General features: G+C 62.9%; 13 protein-coding genes. 10 read left to right on the top strand and 3 right to left on the bottom strand.

What is annotated here, in order from left to right:
* Positions 1 to 61: 61 nt before the first annotated feature.
* The 5 genes from ACN9MO_RS26305 to ACN9MO_RS26285 are packed head-to-tail and all read left to right on the top strand — an operon-like array spanning position 62 to position 5487.
* Entirely contained in the window at positions 62 to 1639 is a 1578-nt protein-coding gene (locus ACN9MO_RS26305) for a nickel ABC transporter substrate-binding protein (protein WP_113132585.1), read from the top strand.
* A 12-nt stretch (positions 1640 to 1651) separates the two neighbouring features.
* Complete coding sequence (locus ACN9MO_RS26300; RefSeq protein WP_057255363.1) at positions 1652 to 2587, top strand: ABC transporter permease; 936 nt, start codon at positions 1652 to 1654, stop codon at positions 2585 to 2587.
* Positions 2578 to 3486, top strand: coding sequence for an ABC transporter permease (locus ACN9MO_RS26295; protein ID WP_057255364.1), 909 nt, complete (start codon positions 2578 to 2580; stop codon positions 3484 to 3486). The genes ACN9MO_RS26300 and ACN9MO_RS26295 overlap by 10 nt, the downstream gene beginning before the upstream one ends.
* Complete coding sequence (locus ACN9MO_RS26290) at positions 3479 to 4474, top strand: ABC transporter ATP-binding protein (RefSeq protein ID WP_057255365.1); 996 nt, start codon at positions 3479 to 3481, stop codon at positions 4472 to 4474. The genes ACN9MO_RS26295 and ACN9MO_RS26290 overlap by 8 nt, the downstream gene beginning before the upstream one ends.
* Positions 4471 to 5487: an ABC transporter ATP-binding protein gene (locus ACN9MO_RS26285; protein WP_058329987.1), complete on the top strand. Its 1017-nt coding sequence runs from the start codon at positions 4471 to 4473 to the stop codon at positions 5485 to 5487. The genes ACN9MO_RS26290 and ACN9MO_RS26285 overlap by 4 nt, the downstream gene beginning before the upstream one ends.
* Before the next feature lie 279 nt (positions 5488 to 5766).
* Here the strand turns inward: ACN9MO_RS26285 and ACN9MO_RS26280 are convergent, their stop codons facing one another.
* The 3 genes from ACN9MO_RS26280 to ACN9MO_RS26270 form a co-directional block, all read right to left on the bottom strand.
* A complete protein-coding gene (locus ACN9MO_RS26280; RefSeq protein WP_057255367.1) occupies positions 5767 to 6726 on the bottom strand; it encodes a YeeE/YedE thiosulfate transporter family protein in 960 nt (319 codons plus the stop codon).
* Between the two features lie 321 nt (positions 6727 to 7047).
* Entirely contained in the window at positions 7048 to 7512 is a 465-nt protein-coding gene (locus ACN9MO_RS26275; RefSeq protein WP_057255368.1) for an SRPBCC family protein, read from the bottom strand.
* 290 nt (positions 7513 to 7802) lie between these two features.
* Positions 7803 to 9164 carry a dicarboxylate/amino acid:cation symporter gene (locus ACN9MO_RS26270; RefSeq protein ID WP_057255369.1) on the bottom strand — a complete coding sequence of 454 codons (1362 nt, stop codon included), beginning with the start codon at positions 9162 to 9164 and terminating at the stop codon, positions 7803 to 7805.
* Between the two features lie 551 nt (positions 9165 to 9715).
* Between ACN9MO_RS26270 and ACN9MO_RS26265 the strand changes: the two genes are divergently transcribed.
* The 5 genes from ACN9MO_RS26265 to ACN9MO_RS26245 all read left to right on the top strand — a co-directional run bounded on the left by ACN9MO_RS26265 (position 9716) and on the right by ACN9MO_RS26245 (position 14244).
* Positions 9716 to 11068 (top strand): LLM class flavin-dependent oxidoreductase, encoded by a 1353-nt coding sequence (locus tag ACN9MO_RS26265; RefSeq protein ID WP_057255370.1) that lies wholly within the window; start codon positions 9716 to 9718, stop codon positions 11066 to 11068.
* Positions 11069 to 11077: 9 nt separating this feature from the next.
* Complete coding sequence (locus ACN9MO_RS26260) at positions 11078 to 11941, top strand: ABC transporter permease (protein WP_057255371.1); 864 nt, start codon at positions 11078 to 11080, stop codon at positions 11939 to 11941.
* Between the two features lie 40 nt (positions 11942 to 11981).
* Positions 11982 to 12965, top strand: coding sequence for an ABC transporter substrate-binding protein (locus ACN9MO_RS26255; protein ID WP_057255372.1), 984 nt, complete (start codon positions 11982 to 11984; stop codon positions 12963 to 12965).
* A 9-nt stretch (positions 12966 to 12974) separates the two neighbouring features.
* Entirely contained in the window at positions 12975 to 13745 is a 771-nt protein-coding gene (locus ACN9MO_RS26250) for an ABC transporter ATP-binding protein (RefSeq protein WP_057255373.1), read from the top strand.
* 121 nt (positions 13746 to 13866) lie between these two features.
* Positions 13867 to 14244 carry a hypothetical protein gene (locus ACN9MO_RS26245; RefSeq protein WP_057255374.1) on the top strand — a complete coding sequence of 126 codons (378 nt, stop codon included), beginning with the start codon at positions 13867 to 13869 and terminating at the stop codon, positions 14242 to 14244.
* The last annotated feature ends 22 nt before the right edge of the window (positions 14245 to 14266 follow it).

Here is a 14266-nt window from a genome sequence, read left to right as displayed (position 1 = left end):
ACGGCGTGGAGGCCGGATGTCTAGGCGGGCGCAGGGAGCGCCAAAACGGAGGAGAAAATTCATGTCAGTGAAGAGACGTACGTTCCTGCAAGGGGCGGCCGGCGCTGTCGGCTTGGCCATCGCACAGGGTGCCTTGTCGAAGATCGCCTATGCGCAGGGTGCAGCCGGCACGCTCCGGGTCGCCATCGCCAAGCCTGCCGGCAATCTCGATCCGCAGAGCCACTATGCGATCTGGGCGATCCAGGATCTGATGTTCGAACCGCTCGTGAAATACGGCAAGGGCGGCCAGATCGAACCGTGCCTGGCGACCGACTGGAAGATCGAGGACGGTGGAAAAACGCTGTATCTGACGTTGCGCCAGGGCGTCACGTTTCAGGACGGCACCAAGTTCGATGCTGCCTCGTGCAAATGGAATCTCGAGCGCTGGATGGGGCTCGACCAGTTCAGCTGGATGAATTGCTCAAAACACTTCCAGTCGCTTGAGGTGGTCGACGACTACCACGTCACCCTGCATTTCAAGGAGCCGGTTCTCGCGCTGATGCAGGAGCTTTCCTACACCCGGCCGACGCGCTTTCTTTCGCCCAAATCGGTTGGCGCTGATGGCAAGTTCAAGGAGCCTGTGGGCACCGGGCCGTGGCGTCAGATCAGCGCCGACGATACGCAGAGCGTCTTCGAGCATCACGAAGGTTACTGGGGCGAGTTGCCATCCTATGAACGCCTTGAAGCCAAGGTCGTCCCCGATGCACGGTCGCGGGTTGCAGCGCTGCGTGCCGGCGAGCTTGACCTGATCGGCGGCTTCTGGATCGCGCCGCTCACCCCGGAAGAAGGCAAGCAGCTCGAGGCGGCCGGCTTCAATGTCGTCGTCGATCCGGGCAATGTCACGCTGGTGATGGCCTATAATCCGGACCGCGCCGAGGCGCTCAAGGATCCGGCGGTGCGAAGGGCCGTCAGCATCGGCATCGATCGCGCGGCGATCTCCAAGGTGCTCTACCACGGCTACGCCAAGCCCGCCGGCAACATGTTCTCCAGCGCTTTGCCCTATGCTGGAACGCAGAGTGATGCACCGGTTCGCGATGCGGCGGCCGCCTCGGCCCTGCTCGAAAAGGCCGGCTGGACGGGAAGCCCCATAAGGTCCAAGGACGGCAAGCCGCTGACGCTCGAACTGGTCGTCAGCCCGGACGCCGTCCCGGGATCGCGCGTCATTGCCGAAGTCATCCAGTCCGAGATGAAGGAGATCGGCATCGACCTGGTGATCCGTTCGGTCGACCATGCCTCCAAGCACACCGACATGCTGGAGCAGAAGTATGACCTCGGCTTCTTCCTGACCTACGGCGCGCCATACGATCCTTTCGGCTCGATCGTGGGGCTGTGCCTGTCGACCTTCCACAATGACGTCGAGGGCAAGCTGGTCACCGATCCGGTTAATCTGGATCCATTGATCAACGCGGCGATGGCGGCAACGGGGGACCAGATTCAGCCGACTATCCAGAAGGTCTACGACTGGCTCAGGGACAACGACGCGATTGCGCCGCTGGTCTACGTGCCGAGCATCTGGGCGCATTCCAAGCGGGTCCACGGCTTTTCGAGCCCGGTCACCGAATACGACATGCCCTACGAAAACGTTCTGCTGGCCGAGTAAGAGGAGGGTACCTTGATCCACTTCATCAGCAAGCGGCTGAAGCATTCCCTGGTCCTTTTGTTCATGGCGTCCCTTGTTTGCTTCACCCTCGTGGTTTCGGCACCCGGTAATGTTGCAGTCTTGATTGCCGAGCTTCGCGGGGCGGTCGCAACACCGGGTTACGTCGAACAGGTTGCCGAAGAGATAGGACTGCATAAGCCATTGCTGATGCGCTACGTGGATTGGCTGGGCGATGCGGTTCGCGGAGATTTCGGCATCTCCTACAGAACGGGAACGAACGTCAGCGCGGACCTCGCGAACCGTATGTTCGTGACGGGAACGCTGATTGCGGGCTCGGCCGTGATCGCCACCCTCATCAGCCTGGCCTTGGGGTTCCTCGGTGCCTTCTGGCCCTACAAATTGCCGGATCGCGTTTCGCGCGGTCTGGCGCTCCTCGGCGCATCGACCCCGACGTTCTTCGTCGGCGCGCTGATGATCTACGCCTTCTCCGTCACCTTCCAGCTCCTGCCATCGTTCGGTTTCAATGGTCCGAAAAGCTGGATCCTGCCATGGCTCACCGTCGCCGTTCTGCCGGCTGCCGTTCTCAGTCGTGTCGTGCGGGTGGGTCTGGAAGAGGCGATGACGAGTCCCTTCGTTCTGACCGCGAAAAGCAAGGGCCTCGGCCGCACCGCCATCTTGTTCCGTGAGGCGTTGCCCAACATCACACCCCTCTTCATCAACGCGCTCGGCACCCAGGTCGGTTTGATGACCGCGACCGCCATCATCGTCGAACCGCTGTTCGCCTGGCAGGGCCTGGGAGATTATTTCCTCGCCGGCGTGCGCTTCCGCGATTTCATGGTGGTGCAGGCGTGCCTGCTCATCTTCCTCACTTTCTTCATCGTGGTGAACCTGATCGTCGATCTGGCCGTCCTGCTGACCGATCCGCGCATTCGTCGCCAATGGAGCTGACCATGAACATGCTCAATCCCATTTTTGCCCGATTGAACAAGATGCCGCGCGCGGCACTGATCACCATCGGCCTATTCGTTGCTCTCGGCACCTTCGCGCCCTGGCTTGCACCCCAGGATCCGAGCACCCAGAGCCTGCTCGATGCCGGACTTGGTCCGTCCGCCGCTCACTGGCTCGGAACCGACCACCTCGGACGCGATACCTTCAGCCGGTTGATCATCGCCGCAAACACTTCGCTCGTCAGCGTGGGCTCGGTTCTCGGCGTCGCCATGACCATCGGCATCCTGCTCGGAACGATCGCCGGCTATCATCGCGGCTGGGTCGATGACCTCTTGATGCGCGTCGTCGATGTCGGTCTCTCCATTCCGAGCCTGATCATCTCGCTCGCCGTCATCGGCATCGTCGGCCCCGGATACTGGACCATGGTGCTGGCACTGGCGCTTGCCTGGTGGCCGATGAGCGGCCGCATCAGCCGGGCCGTCGCAGTCAGCATCATGAGCAAGCCGCATATCGAGGCCTTGCGGGTGCTGGGCGCCAGCCCCTGGCGCATCTACTTCGGTCACCTTCTGCCAGGGACGATCGGTGCGGTGATGGTCTATGCGACGGCAGACGCCGGCACGGCTGCGCTCGCGGTCGCGACGCTGAGCTTCCTCGGCCTCGGCATCCAGCCGCCGACGCCGGAATGGGGGCAGATGCTCGTGGATGCGCTGCCCTATCTCGAATCCGACCCGCGCCAGGTGCTGCTGCCGGGCCTCGCCCTCACAGCCGCCGTCATCGGCTTCAACACGCTCGGGGAATCCATCGCGCTCAACCGCATTCCGAAACCGCTGACACGGCGCATGCTCGCAATCCGTCGGGCCGAGGTCGCAAGCTGGGGCAAGGAGAATTCCGATGCATGACGAACCGCTCCTTGAGGTCAGGAACCTGACGGTCAACCTGCTGACCGCGAAATCGGCAGTACGCCCGGTCGACGGCGTCAGCTATTCGGTCCGGCAAGGCGAATGTCTTGCCATCGTCGGCGAAAGCGGTAGCGGCAAGACGGTGATGAATTTCGCGCCGCTCGGGCTGATGCCAACAGGCGTGACGACTATGCTCTCCGGCTCCGTCAAGCTCGAGGGTCGCGAGCTGATCGGCCTGCCCGAGGCTGAGATCCAGAAACTGCGCGGCAAGTCCGTCGGTTTCATCTTTCAGGACCCGATGAGCGCGCTCAATCCGGTACGCCGGATCGGGCGGCAGATCGCCGAGATGGCCGAACTGCATCTCGACGTGACGCCGAGGGCCGCGGAAGCGCGTGCGTTGGAACTTGTAAAACTCGTCGGCATCTCCGACCCGGTGGCACGGCTTCGGCAGTATCCGCACGAGCTCTCCGGCGGCTTGCGGCAACGCATCGTCATTGCCATTGCGCTTGCCGGCGAGCCGAAGCTCCTGATTGCCGACGAGCCGACGACCGCACTCGACGTGACGGTTCAGGCGCAGATCCTGCGGCTGCTCAAGGACGTGCAGCGTCGGCTGAACATGGCGATGGTGCTGATTACCCACGACATGGGCGTGGTCGCGGGTGCAGCCGACAACATCGTCGTCATGTATGCGGCGCGCGCTGCCGAATGCGGTCCGGTGGACAAGGTGCTGGTGAGCCCGCGTCACCCCTACACGCAGGGCCTGATCAACGCGATACCGCGGCGAGAGGACCCAATCGGATCGGAGTTCCGGGGGCTTCCCGGCATTCCGCCGACGCTCGGTGCACCGATCAAAGGCTGCGCTCTTGCGCCGCGCTGCGAACTCGCCGTCCCTGCATGCAGCAACAGCCGCCCTCCGTTGGTCCGGTCGGACGACAGCGCGGTTCTCGTGGCTTGCCCTGTCGTCAATCAAGGAAAGGCTGCCGCATGACACAAGCACCTGTTCTTAAAGTTGAAAACCTGCAGACGCGCTTCAAGAGCGTTCAGCGGGGCAAATTTGTCCATGCCGTCGACGATGTCTCGATCGAACTCTATCCGGGCGAGATCGTCGGGTTGGTCGGCGAATCCGGCTGCGGCAAGTCGACCCTCGGGCGCACCATCGTCGGGCTCGAGAAGGCAAGCAGCGGCCGCGTGCTTCTCGACGGCGTCGATCTCAGCGCTCTCTCCGGGGCCGCCCTGCGCGACAGCCGCCGGGCGCTGCAATACGTCTTCCAGGATCCCTATTCGTCTCTGAACGATCGACAGACCGTGGGCGAGGCGATCGACGAAGCGCTGGTGATCGCCGGCACCCGATCGCCGGAGGAGCGGGATCGCCGCACCAAGGAGCTCCTGGATCAGGTGGGCCTCGCATCCGCGGTCAGGGACCGTCACACGCGCGAGCTCTCGGGCGGTCAGCGCCAGCGCGTGGCGATTGCCAGATCGCTTGCCGTGAACCCGCGCGTGTTGATCTGCGATGAACCGGTGAGCGCGCTCGATCTCTCGATCCGTGCACAGGTGATGAACCTCTTCCTGCGGCTGCAGAAGGATCTGGGCGTGGCATGCCTGTTCATTGCCCATGATCTTGCGCTGGTGCGGCAGGCGGCGTCGCGTGTCTACGTCATGTATCTCGGCAGGATCGTCGAGCATGGCTCGTCAAAGGAGCTTTATGACCGTCCGAGCCACCCCTATTCGCAGATGCTGCTGGCATCGGCGCCCGAGGTGGATCCGCGGATCGAGAAGCACCGCAGGGGACCGTTGATGATCGGCGAAGTTCCCAGTCCGACAAACCCGCCGTCGGGCTGCCGGTTCCGAACCCGTTGCCCTCTTGCCGTCGACGATTGCGCTAAGGCGCTGCCGCCATCCCGGGTGCTTTCGCCGGGGCATACGGCGGCCTGCACTTTCGCCGCGGATCTCCACCGCGGCAATCGAACGGCTCTCGTTCAACAGGAGATGTCGGCGCCATAGAGCCGGGAGCGGCTCGCCTCAGAGCCACCGGTCCGGACGTTGCCTGCTTCGAATCCCAAGTTCCCTCGCATCCTTAAGCTGGGGATGCGCGCCTGCCCCGCCATCGAGCGGGGCCTTTTTTTGTTCGGATAGACGTGTGGACCGCACCGCGGTGTCGCGGACGCGATCAACATGGACGCACTAGCACTTTGATTCTAGAGGATCTTATCCGCGTTCTGTGCTTCCACTTGAAGGCGGGATGCTCTAGAGGCGGACAAGCATCTTGTCGGTGTAGCAGCGTCATGACCAAGGTTTTGCCACCGAACCGATTTTGACAATGAGCGCGGCAAGCGTCGCAACGAACAGCACGTAGGCGAGCGCCGCCTGCCAGGCCCCTGCGGGCAGACCAATCAGCAGCAGCGTGTCGTTCCCACCGGGAATGAGTAGTGCACCCAGTCCCATAAGGATGCCCGCAAGCGTTCTCTTGACTATGGTCTTCACTGTCGGCCGCTTCAGCATGAATCCATGCTTCCGAAGTCTTGCGGAAACGAGGCTGCCGCCGAACATGCAGACCGAAATCACGGCTCCCGCGACAGGTATCGAAGCGATCGCTCCGACCGATGCGGTGATTGAGAACCCGGGCGCAAGAAGCGTCAGGACCGTAGAGGTGATGCCGATCGCTCCCATCGCTATCGTCAGCCGCCGGAAGTTTGACTCGGATCTGCGTGAAACGCCGAGCCTCAGAGCCATGATCGCCAACAATGCAAGCGCGAGAAGCGCCGCCTCCAGCGGCGGGGGAGCACTTATCGGCGGCTGATCCGAAAGCAGATCAAACAAGGATTCAATGTAGAGGACCGCATAGATCCCGAGAAACGTGAATGCGAATCCGATTTCGCCATTTCCGATATGCCCAACGGACCCGAACACACAAGCGCCGTTCACATAGCTGCCGATCCCAAGCAAAATGGCTGCGGGAACGAGGTAGCCGAGTGGCGACCAGCCCTCCTGCATCATCGGTGCCGTTTCGAGGATTGCGTAGACGAGGGCCGCCCAGACGGCGCATTCGACCAGAGCGATGAAACGTGCCGGCCTCTTGTCCGATACCAACTCCTTCGTGGCGATGACGGTGCAGATCGATCCACGATTCATGGCGAAGCCGAGAACAAATCCGAGCGCCCCGATCAAGGCCATACTTACCCAGATCTCCAAGCTAGTGGCGACAGGGCCCGTGCCTGATATGTTAAGGAGAAATTCACTCATTCGGCAAACGGACTCGCGTCCTGCTCCAGTTTCGGACACATCCAGCGATTCATATTGATCGCCGTCGCTGACATTTCAGCGACCCCAGCAGTGAGGTTCTCCCGCTCCGGCGGGCGCGCAATTGTGCCTCAAATCTTTTTGGGCGGACAGCACTTCGGTGGTTTCGATGCGAACGATCGCTTCGGAAGAGCGGGCGATCCCCCCGGGCGACTTCAAGCCAGACTATTGCCGTTTAGCCAGGTGCCTCCGCCCCGACCTTGGCGTCGCCCGGGCGGGCTGTGCTCTTCCTGTCTTTGGGAAAAGGTGTGCTCAAAATAGCGTTTAGACGCGGGCGAGGCGACGCACGAGACCGCGCCGGCCACGCTCCATGACCACCCCATGGTTCCAACGGAAGATGGGCTTCAGGATGAATGAGAGCGTGATCATCCAGGGCTTGGTGACCTGGACGATCCAGTCGTAGCGCACCCGGCAGCGGGGGCCTTCGCGCTCAAGCGTCCATCGGCCGATGCCGTCAAGCTCCCCTGAGGCCCTGCCTTCGATGAGCGACAGCGGCTCGACCCGCACCGTCTCCACGTTGAAGATCAGTTCATAGGGCAGGGCCGTCACCCATTCCAGCCGGCGAACCGCGCCCACGCCGTGTTCGTCTCCCTCGCGCAGCAGGGAAACCCGCTTGACCGATGGCCACCATTCCGGCCAGGCCTCCGGGGTGCTCAGCTCCCGCCACACGTCTTCGACCGGAGCATCGATGGTCCATTGGGTGATGAGATGAAACTCGGTGAGAGACATCGCCGGTCCTCTTCATAGCCAGAGGACGCAGCACGCCGGCGGCGATGCCTGAGCAAAGCGCAGGGCCCGCCAGCGTACGCGATCCGGCCAAGCACTCAATAAGTCTCGATAGAAGAGACACTGCTCGGCTCGCTTGTGCAAGCTCTGCTTGATCGGCGAAAGGGGGATTTTGCGGCCCGCTGCAAATAGGTGTCTCGCAGGTCGGGTACGTTTGAGTTGATGGTAGTTGCGCACCTTGCCGAGCGGGCACATGCGGGCCGTCGTAGCCCGCATGGTCAATTTTTGGAGCGCTAGGCCGCGCGTGCCGCAGCCACGAGCGGCTCAAGGTCATCGACGACCTTGTCGCCGTTGTAGACGGTCTCGTCGAGAATGCCCTCGCGCTTGGAGACGATCGTCGGCACCAGTGCCTGGCCGGCGACGTTGACCGCCGTGCGGCCCATGTCGAGGATCGGGTCGATGGCGAGTAGCAGGCCGACGCCTTCGAGCGGCAGACCGAGCGTCGAGAGCGTCAGCGTCAGCATGACGGTCGCGCCGGTGAGGCCGGCGGTGGCGGCGGAGCCGAGTACAGAGACGAAGACGATCAGCACATATTCCTGGATGCCGAGTGGCAGCCCGAAGAACTGCGCGATGAAGATCGCCGAGATGGCCGGGTAGATCGCGGCGCAGCCGTCCATTTTGGTGGTCGCGCCGAGCGGTACGGCGAAGGCGGCGTATTCGCGGGGAACGCCGAGGCTCTTTTCGGTCACCGTTTCGGTGACGGGCAGGGTGCCTACGGAAGAACGGGAGACGAAGGCGAGCTGGATCGCCGGCCAGGCGCCGGCAAAGAAGCGCGACGGCTTCAGGCCGTGGCCGATGAGCAGCGCCGGGTAGACGACGAAGAGCACGATCGCAAGGCCGATATAGACAGCCGCGGCATACCAGCCGAGTTGCGCCAGCGTTTCCCAGCCATATTGGGCGACGGCGCGGCCGAGCAGGCCGATCGTGCCGATCGGAGTCAGGCGGATGACCCACCAGAGGATCTTGCGGACGATGGCGAGCAGCGACTGGTTGAAGGCGAGGAACGGCTTGGCGGCATCACCGACCTTCAGCGCAGCGGCACCGACGGCGATCGAAACGACGAGGATCTGCAAGACGTTGAAATTGAGCGAGGTGGTAGCACCCGTGTCGGTGACCTTGGTGCTGGCTTCGAGGCCGAGCACGTTGGCGGGCACCAGGCCCTTCAGGAAATCAAGCCACGAGCCGGAGTAGGAGGGCGCCTTGGCGGCTTCCTGCGAAACGGCAGAGCCGACGCCCGGCTGAAGGATCAGTCCGAGGGCGATGCCGATGACGACGGCAATCAGCGATGTGATCGCGAACCAGAGCAGCGTCTGCCAGACGAGTTTCGCGGCATTCTGCAGCGTCGCCAGATTGGCGATCGAGGCGACGATGGCGGTGAAGACGAGCGGCGGCACGAGGGCGCGCAAAAGCTGGACGAAGATCGAACCGATCGTCTGCAGGGTTACCGTCAGCCAGTTGGCGTTGCCGCTGGCATCGACGCCCATGTTGCGGGCGACGAGGCCGAGCAGCAGGCCGATCACCATGGCCGCGAGGACTTGAAAGCCGAAGGAGGCGTAAATCGATTTCGGGGGAGATTTGATGGTTGCTTGGGACACGTCTTCTACTCTCATTGGATGGCGGTGGCCGCATTTTTGGCAAAGGCCGCCGCAAGTGCCCAAAAAATAGTCGAGTGCCCGATTCAGGATAAGAAACCCTTTGGCTCGAAAACCACTCAGAGTAGAATAATTTCCCCGGTGCGATTGGCTGATTGTCCAGGCACCGCCCGGGTCTCGCGGAGCGACGGTATTTCGGCCGAAGCGGTATGCGCTGCGGCGATATCGCGCGTTCCAGGCTGTGGCCACAGCCGTGGAGAGTCCTCAGGATTGCTCGGCTCACCGCGCTCGCCTCGCAACAAGTCACGGCGCAACCAGCCTTTCTCTCCCAAGCTCTCAGTCCCCCGGTACACGGCGATTGATCTCGCTTTCTGCGCCTGCGTCGAAAATCTTTTCACTTGCCTCGGGCGCACGGGAAATACTCTTTCTCTATAAACATTATGGATAATGTAGCCTGTCTTTCTGGCAGCCAAGGTCGTGGGTCTGGTCGCAGACAGCCCTTCATCCGTGACTTGACGCCCAAGAATTTGCAGCGAGAAGAGGAGAGGATTGAGATGACACGCAGGATCAGGCTTGGAGCATTTCTTCCCGGTGGCGGACAGCATATCGCCGCCTGGCGCCACCCCGACCAGCCGGCCGACGGGGCGACCAGTTTCGAATTTCACAAGCAACTGGCGCTGACGGCGGAACGCGGTCTGTTCGACGCCTATTTCCTGGCAGATGGGCTGGCGATCGGCTTCGGCGGGGCGCGCGAGGGCGGAAACGCCCGGGTGGCGGGCTTCGAGCCGGTGACCCTGTTTTCGGCGCTGGCGCCGCTCACCACCCATCTCGGCTTCATCGCGACCTCGTCGACGACCTATGAAGAGCCCTACACCACGGCACGCAAATTCGCTTCGCTCGATCTCATTTCCGGCGGCCGCGCCGGATGGAATGTGGTGACGACAACGGGCGATGCGACGGCGCAGAACTTCAACCGCGAGACGCAGCTTCCGCATGCCGAACGCTATCGGCGCGCGGCCGAGCATGTCGACGTGGTCACGAAGCTCTGGGACAGCTTCGAGGACGATGCGTTCATTCGCGACAAGCAAACGGGCATCTTCTACGACCCGGCGAAGCTGCACGATACCGACCATCGCGGCGAACATTTCAAGGTGCGCGGCCCGCTCAACATCTCGCGCTCTCCGCAAGGGCATCCTGTCATCGTCCAGGCGGGCCAGTCCGACGACGGTCGCGGGCTGGCGGCCGCGACGGCTGAGGTGATCTTCACTGCGCACCAGCACATTGAGACGGCGCAGGAATTTTATCGCGACATCAAGGCACGTGCGCGCGGTCTCGGCCGCAACCCGGACCACATTCTGGTCATGCCCGGGGTCTCCCCCTTCGTCGGCAGAACGGAGGCCGAAGCGCGCGAAAAGTACGATCGCCTGACCTCGCTCATCGTCGAGGAGGATGGCATCGGCCTGCTCAATGGCCTGACCGGCGGCACGCTCGATCTCCATGGCTACGATCTCGATGGGCCGCTGCCGCCGGCACCGCCAACCGAGGGCATGAAGAGCCGGCAGGCGCTGATCCGCCAGATCGCCGACGAAAACAACTTCAGCATTCGCCAGCTCTATCAATGGATTGCGTCAGCGCGCGGCCACTACACGATCGTCGGAACGGCAGAACAGATCGCCGACACCCTGCAGGAGTGGTTCGAAAACGAAGCGGCCGATGGCTTCAACATCCTGCCGCCCTGGTTTCCGACGGCGCTTGACGACTTTGTCGAGCTGGTGGTCCCGGAACTGCAGCGTCGCGGCCTTTTCCGCACGGCCTATGAGGGTCGGACGCTCCGGGAAAATCTCGGTCTGCCCATTCCCGTCAACCGCTGGGCCGACGTGCGATCGGCCGTTCAGGCAGCAGAGTGAGGTGCGATCATGTCCTACGAACACGTCAACACGTCGCTTGCAGCGAGCTTTGGTCTCGGCCGCGCTGACGGTCAGGTCTCTACAGCCGTCCCGGCCATCGTTTCCCGCTGGCGCGCCCTGCTTGGCTCGATCGTCGCACGCTATGGTGTCGTACTCGGGTTTCTCGCCTTCTGGCAACTTTCCAGCACGCTTGGCTGGGTCAATCCAGCGGTCTTTCCGCCTCTCGATGTGATCCTGTCCACGCTGTGGGGCGGTCTTGCCAGCGGCGCGCTACTGGACGATATCGCCATCAGCCTGCAGCGATCGGGCATCGCCTTTGCGGCCGCTGTCGTAGTCGGCATCCCGCTCGGCCTGTTCATGGGCCAGGTACGGCTTGTCGAACAGGCGCTCGACCCGATCCTGCAGCTCTTTCGCCAGACCTCGGCCCTGGCGCTCTATCCGGTCTTCATCCTGCTGCTCGGCCTCGGCGAGACCTCAAAGGTTTTCGTGATCTTCTGGGCGACGCTGTTTCCGGTCCTGCTTTCGACGATCGGCGGCGTCAAAGAGGTCGACAAGAAGCTGATCGAGATGGCCCGAACCTACGGTGCCGGACCGCGCACCGTGTTCCGCCGCGTGGTGCTGCCTGCCTCGGTGCCGGCGATTTTCGTAGGCCTGCGCCTCTCGGCCACCACGGCGCTTCTGCTGTTGATCGCCGCCGAGATGATCGGCGCCAACAAGGGCATCGGCTTCCAGGTCATGAACGCCCAATACAACTTCCAGATCCCGCTGATGTTCGCGGCGATCCTGTTGCTCGCCCTGCTCGGGCTCGCCGCCAACGCGCTGCTCGTTCTGCTCCAGCGCAACCTCTGCCGCTGGTCGCAACCCAACGCCTGATCGTTTCTTTGCCAGATTTCTCCTTCGAAAGGATATCGATATGACCTTCCATGCCCGCAACCTTCTTCTGTCTGCTGCAATCACCCTCGGCCTTGTCGCACCGGCGGCCGCGGCCGATGACGTGAAGCTGCGCTATCTCGCGAGCCAGGGTGGCCTGTCGGCGCACGAGCTTGCCCAGGAACTCGGATACTTCGAGGGCACCGGCATCACGATCGAGAGCGTCGGCTACGCCACGGGCGGCCCGGCCTCGCTGATCGCGCTGGCCTCGGGCGACGTCGAGATCGGCGGTGCCGCGACGTCCGCCGTCCTGAATTCGATCATCAGCGGCAACGACTTCGTCGCCGCCTATCCCTCGAACGGCATCAATGACGAGGTGCAGTCGATCTTCTACGTGCTCGAAGACAGCCCCATCAAGAGCATCAAGGACATCGCCGGCAAGAGCATTGCCGTCAACACGCTGGGCGCCCATCTCGACTATACGATCCGCGAAGCCCTGCATTCGGTCGGGTTGCCGACAGACGCCGCCAACCAGGTTGTCGTCCCCGGTCCGCAGCTGGAGCAGGTTCTGCGCTCCGGCCAGGTGGATATTTCCGCTTTCGGCTACTGGCAGACGACCTTCGAAGGGGCAGCCCGCAAGAAGGGTGGCCTGCGTGCGATCTTCGACGACACCGATGTGCTCGGCGAGATTGCCGGAGGCTTCGTCGTGCTGCGCCGGGATTTCATCAAGGAACATCCGGAAGCCGCCAAGACCTTCGTCCTGCAGTCGGCCCGTGCGCTGGACTACGCGCGTGAGCATCCCGAGGAAACCAAGGAAATCCTCGCAAAGGCATTGCAGGCGCGTGGCGAAAATCCTGACATCGCCCAGTATTTCCGTGGCTACGGCGTGCGTGCGGGCGGCCTGCCCGTCGAGCGTGACCTTCAGTTCTGGATCGACGTTCTGGTGCGTGAAGGCAAGCTCAAGGAAGGCCAGCTGACGCCAAAGGACGTGCTCTTCGCCGTCGACGGCGCATCGGCCAGCAACTGAGGACCGGCCATGAGCGTTGCCCAGAACCTTCGTCGTGGAGAGGTGGCGATCCGCCATCTCTCCAAGTCCTACCGCCTGAACGGCGCGCCATTGCCCGTCCTCAGGGATATCAACCTCAACATCCGCTCAGGTGAGACGCTCGCGATCGTCGGCGCCAGCGGTTCCGGCAAGACGACCTTGCTGCGGGTTCTGGCAGGGCTCGAGGATCCGGATGCCGGAGAGGTGCTGATCGACGGCAAGCTGACGAAAGGCGTCGGCACCGACCGCGCGGTGATCTTCCAGGAGCCGAGGTTGCTGCCTTGGCTGACGGTGCTCGACAATGTCGGCTTCGGGCTGGAGACGCAGGGGCTCTCGCGCGGCGAGGCGAGGCACCGGGCACGACGCTATGTCCAGCTCGTCGGCCTGCAGCAGTTTGAAAGCGCCTATCCCCGGCAACTCTCCGGCGGCATGGCGCAGCGCGTCGGCATTGCTCGTGCGCTGGCGGTCCAGCCCGAAATCCTGCTGCTCGACGAGCCGCTCGGCGCGCTCGACGCCATGACAAAGATCAGCATGCAGCAGGAACTGGCACGGATCTGGCGGGATGAGGATGTGACGACCGTTCTCGTCACCCATGATCTCGAGGAGGCGATCTACCTCGCCGACCGTATCCTGATCCTGCCACGCGAGAAGGGTGGCGAACCAAGGCTGATCGAGATCGATCTGCCGCGACCCCGCGATCGCAGCGCGCCCGAATTTGTCCGCCACCGCGAAGAACTGCTCAATCTCTTCGGTCTGCATTGAGGCGGCGGCGGAACGGTTGCAGCGATCAGGCGTTTATCTCTCGGGCAGCATCCGACAGGAGGCGCAGCCTGCTGGGCCTCCTGCGCGGGGCCGGATGCGAAGCCGAGACAGGAGCAACGCTATGAGAGTTTCCAAGAGGATGTCATTCGCCGCAATCGTCTTTGCCTTGAGTGGGGCAGCTGGTCCGGTGCTGGCCAACGGCTTTTATACTGGTATCGATCCGCACAATCCGCCAGGCACCCAGAATAGGTTGATGTCGACGGGTCCGTATTATCTCGAGCCCGCACCTGGGCCTGTCTATGTGGAGCCGGCGCCAGGGGCGGTCTATGTCGATCCGATGCCAACAGGCAGTATCTATATGGATCCAGCGCCAGGCTACGTCTATCGCCCGCCGGCACGCACATTGGGCGACGCCCGCCAGCGCTACACGGGTGAGTATCAGAGCGGCGGCGAGGGCGACTACTATCTCGGTGTCGCGCATCCGCCACAGGTTCCTTAAGCCCGCTGCCGCGGATCCAACC

Source organism: Ensifer sp. R-19, from assembly GCF_049905105.1.
In the GTDB taxonomy this organism is placed as follows: Bacteria; Pseudomonadota; Alphaproteobacteria; order Rhizobiales; family Rhizobiaceae; genus Ensifer.
The sequence above is the reverse complement of the archived record's forward strand: the minus strand, read 5'-3'. Positions and strand labels throughout refer to the sequence as shown.

Bases quoted from the DNA above. Each gene is read 5' to 3' on its own strand.
- ACN9MO_RS26305 (WP_113132585.1), top strand. From the start codon at position 62: ATGTCAGTGAAGAGACGTACGTTCCTGCAAGGGGCGGCCGGCGCTGTC.
- ACN9MO_RS26295 (WP_057255364.1), top strand. From the start codon at position 2,578: ATGGAGCTGACCATGAACATGCTCAATCCCATTTTTGCCCGATTGAAC.
- ACN9MO_RS26290 (WP_057255365.1), top strand. From the start codon at position 3,479: ATGCATGACGAACCGCTCCTTGAGGTCAGGAACCTGACGGTCAACCTG.
- ACN9MO_RS26285 (WP_058329987.1), top strand. From the start codon at position 4,471: ATGACACAAGCACCTGTTCTTAAAGTTGAAAACCTGCAGACGCGCTTC.
- ACN9MO_RS26280 (WP_057255367.1), bottom strand. From the start codon at position 6,726: ATGAGTGAATTTCTCCTTAACATATCAGGCACGGGCCCTGTCGCCACT.
- ACN9MO_RS26275 (WP_057255368.1), bottom strand. From the start codon at position 7,512: ATGTCTCTCACCGAGTTTCATCTCATCACCCAATGGACCATCGATGCT.
- ACN9MO_RS26265 (WP_057255370.1), top strand. From the start codon at position 9,716: ATGACACGCAGGATCAGGCTTGGAGCATTTCTTCCCGGTGGCGGACAG.
- ACN9MO_RS26260 (WP_057255371.1), top strand. From the start codon at position 11,078: ATGTCCTACGAACACGTCAACACGTCGCTTGCAGCGAGCTTTGGTCTC.
- ACN9MO_RS26255 (WP_057255372.1), top strand. From the start codon at position 11,982: ATGACCTTCCATGCCCGCAACCTTCTTCTGTCTGCTGCAATCACCCTC.
- ACN9MO_RS26250 (WP_057255373.1), top strand. From the start codon at position 12,975: ATGAGCGTTGCCCAGAACCTTCGTCGTGGAGAGGTGGCGATCCGCCAT.
- ACN9MO_RS26245 (WP_057255374.1), top strand. From the start codon at position 13,867: ATGAGAGTTTCCAAGAGGATGTCATTCGCCGCAATCGTCTTTGCCTTG.